Origin of the sequence: Blautia faecicola (assembly GCF_004123145.1) — a bacterium.
Classification (GTDB): domain Bacteria; phylum Bacillota; class Clostridia; order Lachnospirales; family Lachnospiraceae; genus Oliverpabstia; species Oliverpabstia faecicola.
In genome coordinates this window covers 854073-872359 of record NZ_SDKC01000001.1, presented here as the reverse complement: position 1 = coordinate 872359, position 18287 = coordinate 854073, and the positions used below count along the sequence as shown (strand labels likewise).

Annotated in this window: 23 protein-coding genes; 3 read left to right on the top strand and 20 right to left on the bottom strand. The window is 47.1% G+C overall.

The window, feature by feature from the left end:
• Positions 1-51: 51 nt before the first annotated feature.
• The 11 genes from atpC to ETP43_RS04010 all read right to left on the bottom strand — a co-directional run bounded on the left by atpC (position 52) and on the right by ETP43_RS04010 (position 7882).
• On the bottom strand, positions 52-453 hold the full coding sequence (atpC, locus tag ETP43_RS04060) for an ATP synthase F1 subunit epsilon (RefSeq protein WP_129257120.1): 402 nt from the start codon (positions 451-453) through the stop codon (positions 52-54).
• A gap of 14 nt (positions 454-467) precedes the next feature.
• Positions 468-1868 (bottom strand): F0F1 ATP synthase subunit beta, encoded by a 1401-nt coding sequence (atpD, locus tag ETP43_RS04055; RefSeq protein WP_129257119.1) that lies wholly within the window; start codon positions 1866-1868, stop codon positions 468-470.
• A gap of 54 nt (positions 1869-1922) precedes the next feature.
• Positions 1923-2783, bottom strand: coding sequence for an ATP synthase F1 subunit gamma (atpG, locus tag ETP43_RS04050; RefSeq protein ID WP_022399261.1), 861 nt, complete (start codon positions 2781-2783; stop codon positions 1923-1925).
• A 22-nt stretch (positions 2784-2805) separates the two neighbouring features.
• On the bottom strand, positions 2806-4335 hold the full coding sequence (gene atpA, locus ETP43_RS04045; RefSeq protein WP_129257118.1) for a F0F1 ATP synthase subunit alpha: 1530 nt from the start codon (positions 4333-4335) through the stop codon (positions 2806-2808).
• A 9-nt stretch (positions 4336-4344) separates the two neighbouring features.
• A complete protein-coding gene (gene atpH / locus ETP43_RS04040) occupies positions 4345-4884 on the bottom strand; it encodes an ATP synthase F1 subunit delta (RefSeq protein ID WP_022399259.1) in 540 nt (179 codons plus the stop codon).
• A complete protein-coding gene (gene atpF / locus ETP43_RS04035; protein WP_129257117.1) occupies positions 4881-5384 on the bottom strand; it encodes a F0F1 ATP synthase subunit B in 504 nt (167 codons plus the stop codon). Before atpF ends, atpH begins: the two co-directional genes overlap by 4 nt.
• A gap of 31 nt (positions 5385-5415) precedes the next feature.
• Positions 5416-5694, bottom strand: a complete 279-nt coding sequence (gene atpE, locus ETP43_RS04030) for an ATP synthase F0 subunit C (RefSeq protein ID WP_022171396.1) — start codon at positions 5692-5694, stop codon at positions 5416-5418.
• Between the two features lie 75 nt (positions 5695-5769).
• A complete protein-coding gene (locus ETP43_RS04025) occupies positions 5770-6528 on the bottom strand; it encodes a F0F1 ATP synthase subunit A (protein WP_022399257.1) in 759 nt (252 codons plus the stop codon).
• Entirely contained in the window at positions 6518-6964 is a 447-nt protein-coding gene (locus ETP43_RS04020) for a hypothetical protein (protein WP_129257116.1), read from the bottom strand. Before ETP43_RS04020 ends, ETP43_RS04025 begins: the two co-directional genes overlap by 11 nt.
• Before the next feature lie 18 nt (positions 6965-6982).
• Positions 6983-7255 carry an AtpZ/AtpI family protein gene (locus ETP43_RS04015; RefSeq protein WP_022399255.1) on the bottom strand — a complete coding sequence of 91 codons (273 nt, stop codon included), beginning with the start codon at positions 7253-7255 and terminating at the stop codon, positions 6983-6985.
• A gap of 330 nt (positions 7256-7585) precedes the next feature.
• On the bottom strand, positions 7586-7882 hold the full coding sequence (locus ETP43_RS04010) for a YerC/YecD family TrpR-related protein (protein ID WP_022170986.1): 297 nt from the start codon (positions 7880-7882) through the stop codon (positions 7586-7588).
• A 198-nt stretch (positions 7883-8080) separates the two neighbouring features.
• Here ETP43_RS04010 and ETP43_RS04005 point away from each other — a divergent pair, with 198 nt between their 5' ends.
• On the top strand, positions 8081-9019 hold the full coding sequence (locus tag ETP43_RS04005; protein ID WP_129257115.1) for a TIGR01212 family radical SAM protein: 939 nt from the start codon (positions 8081-8083) through the stop codon (positions 9017-9019).
• Positions 9012-9527 carry a DUF4364 family protein gene (locus ETP43_RS04000; RefSeq protein WP_129257114.1) on the top strand — a complete coding sequence of 172 codons (516 nt, stop codon included), beginning with the start codon at positions 9012-9014 and terminating at the stop codon, positions 9525-9527. The genes ETP43_RS04005 and ETP43_RS04000 overlap by 8 nt, the downstream gene beginning before the upstream one ends.
• An 18-nt stretch (positions 9528-9545) precedes the next feature.
• Here ETP43_RS04000 and ETP43_RS03995 read toward each other — a convergent pair whose 3' ends face one another.
• The 5 genes from ETP43_RS03995 to infC all read right to left on the bottom strand — a co-directional run bounded on the left by ETP43_RS03995 (position 9546) and on the right by infC (position 12813).
• Complete coding sequence (locus ETP43_RS03995) at positions 9546-10868, bottom strand: replication-associated recombination protein A (RefSeq protein WP_129259446.1); 1323 nt, start codon at positions 10866-10868, stop codon at positions 9546-9548.
• A gap of 57 nt (positions 10869-10925) precedes the next feature.
• Positions 10926-11606, bottom strand: coding sequence for a polysaccharide deacetylase family protein (locus tag ETP43_RS03990; protein ID WP_129257113.1), 681 nt, complete (start codon positions 11604-11606; stop codon positions 10926-10928).
• A 97-nt stretch (positions 11607-11703) separates the two neighbouring features.
• On the bottom strand, positions 11704-12060 hold the full coding sequence (gene rplT / locus ETP43_RS03985) for a 50S ribosomal protein L20 (protein WP_129257112.1): 357 nt from the start codon (positions 12058-12060) through the stop codon (positions 11704-11706).
• Positions 12061-12088: 28 nt separating this feature from the next.
• On the bottom strand, positions 12089-12286 hold the full coding sequence (gene rpmI / locus ETP43_RS03980; RefSeq protein ID WP_022170980.1) for a 50S ribosomal protein L35: 198 nt from the start codon (positions 12284-12286) through the stop codon (positions 12089-12091).
• A gap of 32 nt (positions 12287-12318) precedes the next feature.
• On the bottom strand, positions 12319-12813 hold the full coding sequence (infC, locus tag ETP43_RS03975) for a translation initiation factor IF-3 (RefSeq protein ID WP_022399249.1): 495 nt from the start codon (positions 12811-12813) through the stop codon (positions 12319-12321).
• A 413-nt stretch (positions 12814-13226) separates the two neighbouring features.
• Between infC and ETP43_RS03970 the strand changes: the two genes are divergently transcribed.
• Entirely contained in the window at positions 13227-14396 is a 1170-nt protein-coding gene (locus tag ETP43_RS03970; protein WP_022399248.1) for a hypothetical protein, read from the top strand.
• Positions 14397-14478: 82 nt separating this feature from the next.
• Here the strand turns inward: ETP43_RS03970 and ETP43_RS03965 are convergent, their stop codons facing one another.
• The 4 genes from ETP43_RS03965 to argJ form a co-directional block, all read right to left on the bottom strand.
• Complete coding sequence (locus ETP43_RS03965) at positions 14479-14793, bottom strand: DUF1540 domain-containing protein (RefSeq protein ID WP_129257111.1); 315 nt, start codon at positions 14791-14793, stop codon at positions 14479-14481.
• 120 nt (positions 14794-14913) lie between these two features.
• The gene (locus ETP43_RS03960) at positions 14914-16107 is read right to left on the bottom strand and encodes an aspartate aminotransferase family protein (RefSeq protein WP_129259444.1); all 1194 of its coding nucleotides are present in this window, start codon (positions 16105-16107) and stop codon (positions 14914-14916) included.
• Positions 16094-16987, bottom strand: coding sequence for an acetylglutamate kinase (argB, locus tag ETP43_RS03955; RefSeq protein ID WP_129257110.1), 894 nt, complete (start codon positions 16985-16987; stop codon positions 16094-16096). Before argB ends, ETP43_RS03960 begins: the two co-directional genes overlap by 14 nt.
• Positions 16988-17026: 39 nt before the next feature.
• Entirely contained in the window at positions 17027-18250 is a 1224-nt protein-coding gene (gene argJ / locus ETP43_RS03950) for a bifunctional glutamate N-acetyltransferase/amino-acid acetyltransferase ArgJ (RefSeq protein ID WP_129257109.1), read from the bottom strand.
• Positions 18251-18287 lie beyond the last annotated feature (37 nt).

The following is an 18287-nucleotide window of genomic DNA, read 5'->3' as shown; positions in this document are numbered from 1 at the left end:
ATTTTTCTTCAGATCCTGCATTTTTTATATACTTTATTTTATTGTCTGTTTCTATTCTTTCACACCGAGACGAACCAGTGCTCTTTGCAGTTTCGCCTTGACGATTCGATATTCTTTATCGCTGAGACCGCCTTCTGCCAGTTTGGCTTCCGCCCGTTTTCTGGCATCCTCCGCTCTCTGTGCATCGATGTCTTCTTTCCACTCCCAGGTGGTCGCCAGTACACGGCAGGTTCCGTTCATCACAGAGAGCATTCCGCCGATACATGCCGCCGTCTTTCTGCTACCGTCTTCCAGTACAATATGGGCTTCCCCCATACCAAGTGCGGTACAGTAATTGCAGTGTCTTGGCAGGATCGCCAGATCCCCGCTGATCGTCCGACAGACCAAGCGGGAGACTTCCCCTTCATACAACAGACCGTCCGGTGTACCGATTCGCAAAGGAAATGTACTCATCTGTTACCCCTCCTTTACTGTTTCAGTGCTTTTGCTTTTTCAAACACCTCATCGATCGTTCCCGCAAACAGGAAACAGCTCTCCGGAATCTCATCGCATTCCCCGTCAAGGATCATACGGAACCCGCGCAGTGTCTCTTTTAACGGCACATACGTTCCTGGCATACCGGTGAACTGTTCCGCAACCGAGAAGCTCTGTGACAGATAACGCTGCACTTTTCGTGCGCGGTTTACTGCCTTCTTATCTTCTTCTGACAATTCCTCCATACCCATGATGGCGATGATATCCTGCAGTTCTTTGTAGCGTTGCAGTACCTGCTGTACTGCACGTGCAATTTCGTAATGTTCCTTTCCGACAACCTCCGGTGTCAGGATACGGCTGGTGGAATCCAGCGGATCTACCGCCGGATAAATTCCCTGGCTGGCAATCTCTCTGGAAAGAACCGTAGTCGCATCCAAATGCGTAAATGTGGTTGCCGGAGCCGGGTCTGTCAAGTCATCCGCCGGCACATAGACCGCCTGTACGGATGTGATCGATCCTTTTCTTGTCGATGTGATACGCTCCTGCAGCGCACCCATCTCAGTGGCAAGTGTCGGCTGGTAACCTACTGCGGACGGCATACGTCCCAGCAGTGCGGATACTTCCGAACCCGCCTGGGTGAATCGGAAAATATTATCGATAAACAGCAGCACATCCTGATTTTTCACATCACGGAAATACTCTGCCATCGTAAGACCGGATAATCCCACACGCATACGTGCTCCCGGCGGCTCATTCATCTGTCCGTATACCAGTGCTGTCTTATCGATAACACCGCTCTCTTTCATCTCGTTATAAAGGTCATTTCCCTCTCTTGTCCGCTCTCCTACTCCGGTAAATACCGAAAGTCCTCCGTGAGCAGTCGCTACATTATGGATCAGCTCCATGATCAGAACCGTCTTTCCTACGCCGGCACCGCCAAACAGACCGATCTTTCCGCCTTTCGCATACGGACAGATCAGGTCTACGACTTTGATTCCTGTCTCAAGAATCTCCGTTGCCGGAACCTGTTCTTCGTAAGCCGGTGCCTCTCTGTGGATCGGCCACTGTTCCTCTGTCGTTACCGATCCCTGGTCATCTACCGTCTCTCCAAGCAGATTAAATACTCTTCCAAGACAGGCTTCTCCAACCGGAACCGTGATCGGCTTTCCTGTGTCCACCGCATCGGTCCCACGTACCAAACCATCCGTAGATTTCATGGCGATACAGCGAACCGTATGATCCCCGGTCTGCTGTGCCACTTCCACGATCAGTTTTTCTCCATGATTGTCTATTTCTATGGCATTCAAGAGCGCAGGCAGTTCCCCTTCCGGAAAGCGAATATCCAGAACAGGCCCGGTTACCTGTATCACCTTTCCAATATGTTTTTCGCTCATTTACCAATCTCCTTACTTTTATTTTTCTGTCAGCTTCCTGTACCGTTCATCCGGCTACAGGCACTCTGCACCGCCAACGATCTCCGTGATCTCCTGCGTGATGCTTGCCTGACGCTCCCGGTTATAATACAGGTTCAGTTCATCGATCATGTCCTGTGCGTTGCCGGTCGCTTTCTCCATGGCATTTCTTCGCGCCGCCAGTTCACTTGCCACGCTCTCACAGACTCCGCCGTAGATCAGACCGCCAAGATATTCCGGAACGATCGCATTAAACACTTCCACGCCATCCGGTTCATACAGAATCAGGTTACGGATCTTCTCTTTTTCCCCGGCTTCCTCTTTTGCAATATCTACCAGTGGAAGCACCGGAACAGATTCCGGATTCTGCGTCAGGATGGAGAAAAATCTGGTATAGCAAAGTTCCACATGACCGAATGTCCCCTGTCGGAATTCTTTACACAGGATCGACGCAATCTCAAAACAATCTGCCACAGAAATATCCGCAATCTCTGCGAACGCATCAGTGATGCACTCCAGATTTCTGGATTTTACATATTCTACTGCCTTTTTCCCAATGGGAAGGACACTGATGGTTTTCCCCTTCGCGTCCTCTTCAAAGCAGCGCAGCAGGTTGGCATTATATCCTCCTGCCAGTCCCCGGTCGCCCGCGATCAGGACATAACAGCATGTTTCCTGAACCGCCTCTTTCGCATAGATGGAATAGAATTCTGTATTTCCTTTTGCTATTTCCTGTAATGTACGGTACAGTTCCTGAAAATAAGGTCGGCAGGTATCTGCCCGCTCCTTGGCTTTTCGCAGCTTGGAGGAAGCCACAAGTTCCATAGCCTTGGTAATCTGCATGGTGCTTTCCACACTCTTGATCCGCAGCTTTACCGCTTTCATATTTGCAGCCATAGGTTCCTCCTTCTTTCTTTATTTATTTTTGAATCCTCGTATCCAAAAAGCTTTCTGTATAAACTTCCAGAGCACTCTTCAGCTTCTCTTCTGTCTCTTTTTCCAGTTTTCCGGTCTGCTGGATCGCCTGCATCACTTCCGCTCCGCGGGCATCGGTATCCAGCCAGGTATATAACCCTTCTTCATACAGTCCCACATCTTCTGTCGCCACTTTTGACAGGATGCCTTTGGTTACCGCATAAAGAATCGCCACCTGCTTTTCTACCGGAACCGGCGCGTTCTGCTTCTGTTTCAGAACTTCCACGATTCGCGCTCCCTGTTCCAGACGCATCTTGGTATCTGCATCCAGATCCGAACCAAACTGTGCAAAACTTGCCAGTTCTCTGTACTGGGAATAGATCAGTTTCAGTGTACCGGCAACCTTTTTCATCGCCTTGATCTGTGCATTTCCTCCGACTCGGGAAACAGAAATACCCGGATTGACCGCCGGCATGACACCGGAATGGAACAGTTCGGATTCCAAGAAAATCTGACCGTCAGTAATAGAGATTACATTGGTCGGAATATACGCTGAGATATCTCCCGCCTGTGTCTCGATGATCGGAAGTGCGGTCAGTGATCCACCTCCGTGCGCATCGTCCAGTTTTGCCGCACGTTCCAGAAGTCTTGAGTGAAGATAGAAGACATCACCCGGATATGCTTCACGTCCCGGCGGACGACGGATCAGCAGAGACAGTGCACGGTATGCTACTGCATGCTTGCTCAGATCATCGTAGATAATCAGTACATCTTTTCCCTGATGCATAAAATATTCACCCATCGCACAGCCGGTGTACGGCACGATATATTGCAGCGGACTCGCTTCCGATGCTGTCGCCGCCACCACGATGGTATAATCCATAGCCCCGTTTTTCTCCAGATTTTCCACCAGAGAGGCTACGGTAGAACGTTTCTGTCCGATCGCCACATAGATACAGATGACATCTTTTCCTTTCTGATTCAGGATCGTATCGGTAGCTATGGTTGTTTTTCCGGTCTGACGGTCACCGATGATCAACTCTCTCTGTCCTCTTCCGATCGGAACCATCGAGTCGATCGCCTTGATGCCGGTCTGTAACGGCTGACAGACACCCTGCCGTTCACAGATGCCCGGAGCCGGACTTTCGATCGGCCGGTACTCCGATGCACTGATCGGTCCCGCCGCATCGATGGGCTGTCCCAGTGCATTGACAACTCTGCCAATCAGAGCCTCACCTACCGGAACAGACACTACTTTTCCGGTTCGTTTTACCATCTGTTCCTCACTGATGGCTTCTCCCGAACCAAATAAAACAACAGATACACTGTTTTCTTCCAGGTTCTGTGCCATACCAAAGCTTCCGTCCTCAAACTCGAGCAGTTCTCCTGCCATACAGTTTGCAAGACCGCTGACTCTGGCAATTCCGTCACCTACCATCAGAACGGTACCTGTTTCATCCTGCCGGATCGCATTTTCATAATACTTGATCTGGCTACGGATGACTTTGGATATTTCTTCTGGTTTCAGTTGCATGTTTTCCTCCTACACTGCTGCGTGATGAATCCGGTCAGAAATCTCCGAGATCCGGTTCTTCACCGTTCCATCCAGCAGTTTTCCATCCAGTTCTACCCGGATACCTGCCAGCAGGGATGGATCGGTTTTCTGAATCAGAATGATCTCTTTTCCGCTGATCGCTTCCAGCTTTTCTTTCAGCCGTGCCTGCTGTTCCTCCGACAACGGACAGACGCTGGTCACAACTGCCTCCGTAATATGATGATCTTCATAATATCTTTGCTTGAAAACTTCCAGACAACCGGAATATTCTCCGAGAAGATTCTTCTCACACATCAGTTTCATAAAATTCACCAAATATCGTTGTGCCTGACCGCCAAATGCCGCCTCGATCATCCCGGTTCTTTCTGTCTGGGGAATCGAAGGTTCTGACAGCAGTCGTTCATACTCCGGGTTCTCCCGCAAAAGCGTCCGGATCTGCTCCATCTGTCCGAGAATCTCACTGGTCAGATTTTCCTCAGCTGCAAGGTCGTACAGGCTGCCCCCATAGATTCTGGCGGTTTCTGTCATGATACTTCACCTACATTCGATATAAATTCATCTATCAGCTTCTCATGGTCTTTTTCATTAATTTCACGCTCAATGACTTTTCCGGCGATCTCTACGGCCATATCACCGATCTCGCCTTTCACCTCATTGACTGCCTTTTTCTTCTCCTGGGCAATCTCTTTTTCTGCCTTTTTCTTCATTGCAGATGACTGTTCCTGCGCTTCTTTCAGGATCTTTTCACTCTGGATCGCAGCAGTCTTTCTTGCTCCATCCAGAATCTCATTTGCCTTCTGTCTTGCATCCTGCATATTCTGTTCATATTCCGCACGGATCGCTTCCGCCTTCGCTTTTGCTTCCTCTGCCTGCGTGATTTCCGCATCGGCAGCCGCACGCCGTTTTTTCAGTATCTCATGTACCGGTTTGAACAGGAATCGCTTGATCAGATACATCTGAATAAAAAGATTGCAGATCTGTGCAATAAATGTCCAGGGGATAATTCCTACCAGTTCCTGAACCTGCATAATGTTATTCCTCCTAGTTTTCTTTTCGTTCTTATCCCAGGAATTTCATAAACATGCCAGGTGCCACAAAGATCAGAAGCAGACCGGTTACAAAACCATAGATACCCGTGGTCTCTGCGATTGCGCATCCAAGCAGCATGGTACTTGTAACATCGCCTTTACATTCCGGCTGCCGTCCGATTGCTTCCAGTGCTTTTGCCACTGCATTTCCTTCACCGATACCAGGACCGATACCTGCGATCAGAGAACATCCTGCGCCGATTGCACATCCTGCCAGTGCGATACCTTTTGCCAAAATCTGAAAATCCATATTGTTTCCTCCTATACAATCCATTGAAAATTTCGCTACACATACGTTTCTTCCGGTTTTCCCTGCACGCTCTGTTTATTCCTCTGCTGCGTTTGCAATGTACATCACCGTCAGCATACAGAAAATAAATGCCTGCATCACCCCGGAAAACCAGTCAAAATAGACAGATAACACTGCGGGGATTCCCACGTCCAGAATCGGGATCTGTGACAGTACATTTCCCACGGTTCCCGGAATCAGTCCCAGCAGTTTTGCACTCGCTAAAGCCAGCGCCCCGTAAATCAGTGCATTGATTACAACTCCTGATAAAATATTTCCGAAATGACGGCACGCCATACTGATCGGCGTTGCCAGTTCAGACAGAACATTGAATGGTGTCATAACCGGAATCGGTGTGGTAAATCCTTTCAGATACCCTCCCACACCGTTTGTTTTTATCTTCTGCGCCGTGATCATCGTAAATACCACGGCAGCCCAGGCAGCTTCCGTAGAAAGATCTGCGGTCGGGCTGCGAAGTCCGATCAGACTGATCAGATTGGATACTACGCTGGTTGCAAACAATGCTGAGACGAACGGAATCAGATATCGGAACTTTTCACCCATATTTCCCAGTACAAACTTATCCGCGGTTTCCACGATCCACTCGGCTACCGCCTGTTTTTTTGAAATATCCCGTACCTTCAGTCCTCTCGTCAGCCAGAAACAGACTCCCGTGATCAGCGCCATGACGATCCAGCTGACGATCAGTGTCTCGCTGATCTGTAATTTTCCAAGAAGCGGCACATCGATCGGGGTTGTAAAAAAGACCTTTGCACCGGAGATATCAACCTCCATTCCTGTCTCTCACCTCCTTATTTTTTCCTTTCGCTGCTCCCACCAGTTTGATCGCTGTTCCGGGGATCAGAAGCGGGAGGATGCCAGCTACAAACTGAAAACAGGGGAGAACAATCGCAAGAATCACCCACAGCATTTGCATCATATTCCTCTGAGAATAGCTCGCCTGAATCCATCGCTTTGCCGCTGCCTCCTCTGTCTCGGCTGCTGCCTTCTGCACTGCCATCCCCATCAGAAAAAAGTTTAAAACCGCAACCGCACCGCCGAAAAGTCCGCCAAGAATCACGGTATAATCAAACGGAACCTTCTTGGGTAACACCAGATGCAGTATCAGAAACACACACCACATCGCTGCTACTCCCACTGCGGTATACACCATAACGTGTTCTGTCTCTTTTCTTACTGCTGGCTGGATCCTTTCTTTTATCTTGCCCATATTGTCCTGTTTCCTTTCCTAAAGATGTCTGTTGAAAGATACTTTTGATTTTCTTTTTTCTTTTTCTGTCCGTTCCTGCCGGTTGACCACCGAACGGTAAACCTTCCATGCTGTCATGCCGGATCCTCCGAGACCAAAGAAAAAACCGACCAGATAGATCCATCCGCCAACTGACCAGCGATTACTGATCCACCAGCACAACCCCAGACAAAGCAAAAGAGGTGTCACAAGAGACAGACTGAACTGTGTCAGCATCGTAAGTTTTCCAATAATGTCTGTCCACTTTTTCATTTTTCCTTCCTTTCTGTGCATTTTTTACAATAGTTATCTTTCTTTCTTCAAAACTTCTTGTTCATATAGTACCATAACTTTTGCATTTCAGCAAACAATTTTGTGAATTGTTATTTTCTTCTCACTTTTTTCATTTTTTATTAATGAAAATTTTTCTCGTTTTACGGAATAATAGCAATTTCACATGAAAATCCGCATTTTTCCGTAAAATTTGCGGATTTTGCCTGTTATTCGTTTAACAGAAAAAAGGCAAAAAAAGATCCTGTGGCTTTTCTTTTCCCGCCACAGGATCTTTTCTTTTGTACTTTATCTTCGTTTCTTTTATGATCCTTATTCTTCTTTCTCTCCGATCCGGTTAAAGACCATCTCGTATCCGTCATTTCCGTATGTCAGAGAACGGTTCACACGGCTGATCGTTGCTGTGGAAGCTCCGGTCTTCTCGGAAATCTCCAGATACGTTTTTTTCTGGCGCAGCATCCGTGCCACTTCAAATCTCTGAGAAAGTGATAACAGCTCGTTGATCGTACATACATCTTCAAAGAATGTATAACACTCTTCTTTATTTTCCAGACATAAAACAGCTTCAAACAAGTGATCTACTGCCTCTGTATGTATTTTTTTACTCATGATTTTCTCCTTTACTACCCCATATTTTCATTGCATTTATAAAGCTCCCGCCTTTTCTTCTGCCCTGGAACTTAATATGATACAATTTTAACACAATACAGCAAAAAAGCAAGGGGTTTTTCCTGTCGGGTGTTTTGGCTTGCAAACCGCCCCCGGCAATGATATGATTAAGGAAATTGGGAAAAGGACGGGACAACAATGAGAAAATGGCTGGAAAAACCTTACCACTCTCTCGATTACATGCTTCAGAAGCGTTTCGGAGAGAAAGTATATAAGATCACATTAAACGGCGGCATGTCCTGTCCGAACAGAGACGGTACACTGGGAAGCCGCGGCTGTATCTTCTGCAGTGCCGGAGGTTCCGGGGACTTCGCTGCGGATCCTTCGCAGTCGGTTTCCGCGCAGATCGAGTCTCAGATGGCACTGATCCAGAAAAAACGCCCGGTGCAGAAGTTCATTGCTTATTTTCAGGCATACACGAACACCTATGCACCCATCTCTTATCTGCGGCCGCTCTTTCTGGAAGCGATCCGGCATCCCGGCGTGGTAGCCCTCAGTATCGGTACCCGTCCGGACTGTCTGGGCGATGATGTGCTTGCACTGCTCTCGGAGCTGAACACCATCAAGCCGGTATGGGTGGAGCTGGGACTTCAGACGATCCACGCCGATACCGCAGCCTATATCCGCAGAGGTTATCCCCTCTCTACTTTTGAAACCGCCGTACAGAAACTGCATGCGCGCCATCTCGAGATCATCGTCCACACGATCCTCGGGCTTCCGGGCGAATCTCCGGAACGGATGCTTGCAACGATCGACTATCTGAACCACCAGCCGGTTCAGGGAATCAAATTGCAGCTGCTTCACGTACTCAAAGGCACGGATCTTGCCGATGATTATCTTGCCGGAAAGTTTCAGACGCTCTCCCGGGAAGAATATCTCGATCTTCTGATCTCTTGTCTGGAGCATCTTTCCCCGGATCTTGTCATCCACCGTGTGACCGGTGACGGACCGAAAGATCTTCTGATCGCCCCTCTCTGGAGCAGCGCCAAACGTTCTGTACTCAACGACCTGCATCACCTGATGAAAGTCCGAAACACCTGGCAGGGTCGACTTTATAAGGAGGATCCGTATGATTGAAAACACCTCTACACTCTATAAAATGATTATCCTGTATATGCTGGAAAAGGTAACTTTTCCGCTTTCCAACAGTCAGATTACAAACTTTTTGCTGGATCACGAATACACCACGTATTTTCATATTCAGCAGACCATCCACGATCTGATGGACACGCATCTGATTCTGGAACGCAAACAGGGAAACAGTATCTGCTATGAGATTACCACGGAAGGGCAGAAAACCCTTTCTTATTTTGAAAAGAACATGTCGGATTCGATCCGGCTCGAAGTAGACAGCTATATCCGGGAAAAGGGATATGAAATGCGGAATGAGAATTCAATTACCGCTGAATATTACCGCACACCGGAGCAGGAATACACGGTTCAACTTGGCGTACTCGAAAAAAATACTCCGCTGATCCAGTTAAAGATCACCGTTCCCACCGAGGAAATGGCGAAAACACTCTGTCATAACTGGCCGAAAAAAAGCCAGGAAATCTATGCCTCAGTAATGACATCGCTTTCCTGACCTTTTATATCTTATCTTTTATTCTTCTCTTGTCCGTAAGCGCCGGAGTCTCTCTCCGGCCTGTTTTTCATAACCGATATCGGTCGGATGATAAAAGACTTCATCTTTGATCTCATCCGGCAGGTATTGCTGTTTCACATAATGTTCCGGATAATCATGCGCATACAGATAACCGACACCGTGTCCCAGTTTTGAGGACCCTTTATAATGGGCATCCTGCAGGTGTGCCGGAACACTGGTCTTTTTCTTTTTCACGGAAGCCATCGCCGCGAAGATCGCCTCACAGGCAGTATTGCTTTTTGGCGCAGTTGCCACATACGTCACTGCCTCCGACAAAATAATCTGTGCCTCCGGCATCCCGATCCGCTCGATCGCCTGTGCTGCCGCAGTGGCAACCACAAGTGCCTGCGGATCCGCCATTCCCACGTCCTCTGCCGCACAGATCATGATTCTTCGTGAGATAAATTTGATATCTTCCCCCGCATACAGCATCTTCGCCAGATAATAAACCGCAGCATCCGGATCTGATCCCCGCATACTTTTGATGAACGCTGAAATCGTATCGTAATGCTGATCTCCTGTCTTATCGTAGCGAACTACCCGCTTCTGAATACATTCCTGCGCCGTCTCAAGATCCACATGGATCTTTCCGTCCGCACTTCTCTCCGTGGTGAGAATACCAAGTTCAATCGCATTTAACGCCGCTCTCGCATCCCCGCCGGCAAGATCCGCCAGAAAATCCAGGGCTTCCTCACTGACTTCTGCATGATAACTTCCGAGTCCCTTGACCGGATCTGTCACCGCCCGGTCCAGAAGTTTTCGGATATCCTTTTTTTCCAGAGATTTCAGTTCAAAAATAATAGACCGCGATAAGAGCGCACCGTTCACCTCAAAATATGGATTCTCCGTCGTCGCTCCGATTAGAACCAATGTGCCGTCTTCTACAAATGGCAACAGATAATCCTGCTGTCCCTTGTTAAACCGGTGAATCTCGTCTACAAACAGGATCGTCTTTTTCCCGTACATGCCGAGATGCTGCTGTGCTTCTTTTACCACTTCCTCCATATCTTTTTTTCCGGCTGTCGTGGCATTTAACTGGGTAAATCTTGCACTTGTCGTGTTGGCGATCACTTTTGCAAGCGTCGTTTTTCCTGTTCCCGGAGGTCCGTAAAAAATAACCGATCCCAGTTTGTCTGCCTTGATCGCGCGGTACAATAATTTGTCCTTGCCGATGATATGTTCCTGTCCAACCACTTCCTCGAGTGTCGTCGGCCGCATCCTCGATGCCAGCGGCGACTCATTTTCCAGTGTGGTTTCTTTCATATAATCAAATAAGTCCATCTTCTGTCCTTCCCTGTCTTTTTCTTTTATCATACCAAACTTTTGTTCCTCTGTCATCTATTCCAGGATCATTTCCTCCACATTGACAAATACAAACCCCTGGTTTTGAAGCTGATCCACCAGCGCAAATGCTGCATCAACCGAACTCTGATACCCGTCATGCATCAGGATCATATCTCCCTCCTCCACCTGACCGGACAGGCAGCACAGCACCCGTTCTTTATTCTGTAATTTCCAATCCAGAGAATCCACGTTCCAGAACACCGGGATCATATCCACCACATTTTCCAGTTCCTGACTCCATGCCCCGTAGGGTGGACGAATATAAAGCGGATCTTCTCCCGTCCACTCACGGATCAGCTGATTCGTCTTCTCAATTTCCCCCTTTGCCGCTTCTTTGCTCAGTTTGTTTAACTGTACATGATGATAGGAATGATTTCCGATCAGATGCCCGTCTTTTACCAGCTGTTCTACCATTTCGCGACGCTCTTCCATATTTTCCCCCAGAAGAAAAAATGTCGCCTGCACACCGCGCTCTTTCAATCCCCTGGATAATTCCATCGTATACTCACTTGGTCCGTCATCAAATGTCAGGGCGACTTTCCGTGCCTCCTGCTGTTCCGGCACTACACTCTCCTGACCGGTCACTGTTTCCATCGCTCTTCCCTGCCACGCAATCAGCAGACACAGTATCCCGGTCACTGCCAGCCCGTTTTTCTTCCAGAAATCCCTTCTCATCTTCCCGCTCCGGTCTTTGTCGTTATGTTACTTTATGTAAAAGAGGACAAAAAAAGACCGCCGCAACTTCTGCGACAGCCTTATCTTTTGTTTTTAATTAAGCGATTTTGCTTTTAGCCAGCTCTGCCAGTGTAGCAAATCCTTCTGCATCGTTGATTGCCATGTCAGCCAGAACTTTTCTGTTCAGTTCAACACCAGCCAGTTTCAGACCATACATGAATTTGCTGTAGGACAGTCCGTTCATTCTTGCTGCTGCATTGATACGAGCGATCCACAGCTGTCTGAACTGACGTTTTTTCTGTTTTCTGCCAGCGTATGCGCTAGTCAGTGCACGCATTACAGACTGTTTTGCAACTCTGTACTGTTTGGATCTTGCTCCTCTGTAACCTTTAGCCAGTTTCAGAACTCTATTGTGTTTTTCCTTTGCGTTTAATCCGCCTTTAATTCTTGCCATCTCTTATATTCCTCCTTCAAACTCAATCTTATAAATACGGTAAGATTTTCTTCATGTTCTTAACGTTGCTCTGATCCAGCACGGTAGCTTTTCTCAGGTTTCTTTTTCTCTTCTGAGTTTTCTTTGTTAAGATATGGCTCTTATAAGCTTTATTTCTTACGATTTTACCTGTACCTGTAGTTTTGAAACGTTTAGCAGCTGCTCTGCTTGTTTTGATTTTTGGCATTTTATAGTCCTCCTTAGATTTACTCTGTTATTTTAACGTTTTTCAGTTAAAAACATAGTCATGCTTCTGCCTTCCACTTTTGGTGCTTTCTCTACCACTGCAATGTCAGCCAGTTTTTCTGCGAAATCATCCAGAATGTATTTGCTGTTGTGCATGTGTGCCATCTCTCTTCCGCGGAAACGCAAGGTAACTTTTACCTTGTCGCCTTTGGAAATGAATTTTCTTGCAGCACCTACTTTAGTGTTCAGATCGTTTGTATCGATATTGGGAGACAGACGAACTTCTTTAACATCAATCGTACGCTGTTTTTTCTTTGCTTCTTTTTCTTTTCTGGCCATCTCATATCGATATTTTCCGTAATCGATAATCTTGCAAACCGGTGGCTTAGCCGTCGGTGCAATCTTCACCAGATCCAGTCCTGCTTCCTGAGCACGTTTGTATGCATCTCTGGAAGACATGATTCCCAACTGTTCCCCATTTTCGCCAATCAGACGAACTTCTCTGTCTCTGATCTGCTCATTAATCATTAAATCGCTAATAGTAGTGCACCTCCATTATTCTTAGATAACCTTTCCATATGATTCGCATTCACTGCCCTGCAGCATAGCCGGATAAAAAAAGCAGATAGACCGACTATCCGCAAATTTACCCTAAGATTACTCTTTCTACTTAAGTATTAACCATAGTCACTTTTGTGCTAAGGTGAGAGCGGATACTCTTCTTTGTTTTCATACTTGTATAGGTTAGCATAGTTTTTTCTGTCTGTCAAGATTTTTTTATTTTTATTTTCTTTCTTATTGTATAGAATCTTCCGCCACTTCTGTCATTTTTCTTAAGCTTCCCTGTATTTTTATCCCCCGCCTTGTATCTGAACGGAAATCTGCTATAATGACCATAATAAAACCTGTATCTTTCGATACTTACAGAGAGGGGAATAATTATGAAGAAAAAATGGATGGTTTCTACAGCTTTGCTGTGTTCCGCTGCACTGCTTGTCAGCGGCTGCGGGGGAAAGAAAGCCGACGGGTTTGATGCTGCTGGCTATACCACAGCCTATCTTGATGGCATGATCAAAGGAGATACGGATTCACTGGCTTCGTTGTCCGGAACTTCCGCAGAGGATCTGACTGCCGCTTTCGATACCGGAATCGATGAACTGGTAACTTCTTTCTTTGGCAGTGATGACAATACACCGGGAAGTACACAGATTTCCGCACAGCTTCGCCAGGATTATACCACCTTCTGGAAAAATGCTTTTGCAGACACCAAATACGATATAAAGGAAGCAGAAGAAAAGGACAGCAGTTATCAGGTAACGGTGGAAACTCAGCAGATGCAGCTTTACACCGCCATGGAACCTGTCTATAACGAAAAACTTGCCGATTATCTGAAAGATAACAGCGTGGACAGCGATCAGTACATCGAGGATGTCTATACTCTGATGCTGGAGGCTTATCAGTCGGCACTCGATACGGTTACCTACAGCGATCCGCAGGAAGTTACCGTAACCCTTCAGAAAGATGATTCCGACCTGTGGAGCATCTCTTCCGATGATATGACCACATTAAAAAATGCACTGATCGACCTTTCCACCCTGACTCCGTCTGCTGATGGAACGGATGAAACACCTGCTCAGGCAAGTGCGGAAGAGATTGCAAACAGCCAGTCCGAAGGTGCACCGAACCTGGAATATCCGGAAGATCTCGGCAGCACACCCGCTTACAAAGTCGGTGATACGATTCCGCTGCAAAGTGACGGCAAGGATGTGGGTACTTTCTGTATCGACAAAGTGGAAGTTACGGATGAACGAAACGAATACAATCCAACCAACCCGGACAAAGTGATCGTGATTACTTATACTTATAAGAATACCGCTTTTGACAATCCGCTTTTATACGATCAGATGAGTTTCCGTATTCTGGATGGTGACACGGTATGCCTTCCGTATTATCCATCCGATCTGATCTCCCCGGAACTGGTGAATGCCGGTGACGATGCCGTTACCGCAACCCTTGCCTACGGCGTGAGCGCATCCTGCAATGAGGTTACGATCTATGTAGAAGGAACACAGATCCCGACTCCGTTCCAGGTTTCCGCTTCGATCTCCTGATCGCTTATCTGAATGATCCTGAAAACCCCGGTTTTTGCATCGCCTGCAAAAGCCGGGGTTTTTTGTGATCACCTATCCTGCTTTATTCACACCGGAAGGTTCCACAACAGGTTTCCTCACAGATGCATGCCTGACTTCCGTCGATCTGTACATGATCTGCCTGACATACCTCCTGTCTGTTATAGGTACAGTCGTGGGCGGAACATCCGACCTGGACGGAACTGCATCCGCATCCACATGTATAGGCATTGGACATTCCTGTCTTCTCTACAAAACTGGAACACCAGGTTTCATTTTCTGTCACTGCGTGATCTCCTTTTACCTGGATGTCTCCTTTGGAACAGAGATTTTCCTTATTGTACATACATTTGACTGCGGAACACTGTAATGCTGGCATTTGCACATACCTCCTTTTTCTTCTTATATAAATGAAATAAACTAAAAAGCATGTCCGAACGTATTCTTGTCCGGGCATGCTCTAGTATGTGCATATGCTCTTTTTTTATACTTTTAAATTTTAAGCAAGTGCTTTTTCCAGTTTTTCGATCATTTCATCGATATCTGCCTCTGTGATCACAAGCGGCGGTACCATACGCAGTACGTTCGTTCCCGCAGAGATCACCAGCAGACCGTTCTCGATAGCTTTCGTAACGATTTCTCCTACCGGTTTTCCTTCCAGTACCAGTCCCTGCATCAGACCTTTTCCACGTCTTGTGGTGATGAAATCATATTTTTCCACCAGCTGATTCAGTTTTTCCTCCATATATGGTGCCACTTTGTTGACATGTTCCACGATTTTTTCCGATTCGAACAGGTCAAATACTTTGCTGACTGCCGCACATGCCAGTGGGTTTCCGCCGTATGTGGTTCCGTGGTCTCCAGGTACCAAGGATGCATTGGCTGTCTTTTCATTCAGGACAAATGCTCCTACCGGGACACCGCAGCCCAGTGCTTTCGCGCAGGTCATAACATCCGGCTGTACGCCGTAAGCCTGGCAGGCAAACATGCTTCCGGTACGTCCCATACCGCACTGGATCTCATCGAGGATCAGCAGAATATCGTGTTCATCACACAGTTTCCGCACGCCCTGAAGGAATTCCGGTTCTGCCGGATAGATGCCGCCCTCGCCCTGCACGGTTTCCATGATGATCGCGCAGGTCTTGTCGGTAATCTGTGCTTTTACGCTCTCGAGATCATTGAAATCTGCAAATTTGATTCCGCCGATCAGCGGTTTGAACGGATCCTGATAGTGGGTATTACCGGTTACGGATAAGGCACCCAGACTTCTTCCATGAAAGGAATGGTTCATCGCAATGATCTCATGATCGTTGGAACCGTCTTTCAGGTAAGCGTATTTTCTTGCTACTTTGATCGCACCTTCGATGGCTTCGGTTCCGCTGTTTGTGAAAAATACTTTGGAAAGTCCGGTTGCTTTTACCAGTTTCTCTGCGGCTTCCATCATCGGTACATTGTAATACAGGTTGGAGGTATGGATCACTTTATCAATCTGATCCTTCAGCGCCTGATTGTATGCCTGATTATTGTATCCCAGGGCAAATACTGCGATTCCTGCTGCAAAGTCCAGATATTCTTTTCCGTCCACATCATACAGATGGACACCGTTTCCTTTGTCCAGTACGATCTGGAAACGGTTATAGGTATGCAGAATGACTTCTTCTGCCCGGTCGATATATTCTTTACTGTATGTCATAATCTTTGATCTCATCCTTTCTCAGAATTGCGGTTCCAATTCCTTTATTTGTAAAGATTTCCAGCAGCAGACAATGCGGGATTCTTCCGTCCAGAATATGTACTCTGGAAACACCTTCTTCGATCGCATCGATGCAGTTCTGTAACTTCGGGATCATGCCGCCACCTACGTTACCGTTGTCGATCAGTTCTTTTGCTTCTTTTACAAATAATTTGGACAGTAGGGTGGACGGATCATTCGGATCCAGATATACGCCTTCGATATCGGTCAGGAATGCCAATTTTTCTGCATGGACTGCCTTCGCGATCGCACATGCCGCATCGTCTGCATTGATATTGTAAGTATCAAAGTTTTTATCCAGACCAATCGGACAGATAATTGGAAGGAAATCCTTTTCCAGCAGATCTTCGATGATCTTCGGATTCACGGAAGTTACATTTCCCACATATCCGATATCTTCCCCGTTGGAATATTTCTTTTCTACATTTAACAGGGCACCGTCTTTTCCGCTGATCCCCACTGCCTTTACACCGAGAGATTCTACCAGTGTTACCAGTTCTTTGTTGACTTTTCCAAGAACCATCTCTGCGACTTCCATCGTATCTTTATCGGTTACACGAAGACCGTTGACAAATCTTGGTTCCATACCGACTTTTCCTACCCAGCGGCTGATCTCTTTTCCACCGCCGTGTACGATGATCGGCTTAAATCCTACCAGTTTCAGAAGTACCACATCCTGGATGACCTGACGTTTCAGATTTTCATCCACCATGGCGCTTCCGCCGTATTTTACTACAATAATTTTCCGGTTAAACCGCTGAATATAAGGCAGTGCTTCGATTAACACCTGTGCTTTTTCCAGATATTCTGTTTTTACCATTTTCTTTTGTTCTCCTCTTTTTGCTTCTTCTATATCTTTTTATGAACGATAGTCCGCGTTGATCTTTACATAATCATAGGTCAGATCGCAGCCCCATGCGGTAGCTGTCGCCTCTCCCATCTTCACATCTGCAATCGCTGTTACTTCTTTTTCGGAAAGAATCTTTGTCGCTTCCTCTTCACTGTAATCGGTCGCTACGCCATCTTTGATGATCTGCAGTTTTCCTGCTTTGCTTTCAAAATACAGATCTACCTTTTCCGGATCAAACTGTGCGCCGGAGTATCCCATCGCACACAGAATCCGTCCCCAGTTCGCATCATGACCGAAGATGGCTGCCTTGGTCAGATTGGAAGTGATGATGGATTTACTTAAAGTTACCGCCTGTTCTTTGCTCTCGGCGCCAACCACTTTAACTTCAAATAATGCGGTTGCTCCCTCTCCGTCTCCGGCGATCTTCTTCGCCAGACAGGTATTGACATAGAGCAGCGCATCCAGGAAGGTCTGGTAGTCTTCCTTTTCTTCTGTGATCTCGGCATTGCCTGCGGCCCCGTTTGCCAGAAGCAACACGGTGTCATTTGTGGAGGTATCTCCGTCTACGGAAACCATATTATAGGTATCTTTTACTACGGTGCTCAGTGCTTTCTGCAGCAGTTCTTTGGAAATTGCCACATCGGTGGTCAGGAAGCCAAGCATCGTACACATATTCGGATGGATCATACCGGATCCCTTGCACATACCGCCAAGGGTTACGGTCTTTCCGCCGATCTCCATGGTCACTGCCACTTCTTTCGATACGGTGTCGGTGGTCATGATCGACTGTGCTGCCAGTTTTCCTGCCTCTCTTGTATGGGATAACAGCGGTACCAGATTCTTTACGCCTGCGCCAAGAAGATCCATCGGAAGCTGTTTTCCGATGACACCGGTGGATGCCACCAGTACGGAATCTTCCGGAATCTGTAAAACTTCTGCAGCAATCTTTGCTGTTTCTTTGCAGTATCCATATCCTTCTTCACCGGTACATGCATTTGCCACACCGCTGTTACATACGATCGCCTGTGCTGTCGGTGCTTCGTATACAATATGCTGATCCCATTTTACCGGGGCTGCCTTTACCACGTTGGTCGTGAAAGTTCCTGCTGCCACACACGGTTTCTCGCTGTATACCAGCGCCATATCTTTTGTATTTCCTTTTTTAATTCCGGCTGCCAGTCCTGCTGCCTGAAATCCTTCTGCTGCGGTAACACCGCCGTCAATGATCTTCATATGTCAATTCTCCTTTAACTCTTCGTTATGATCGACC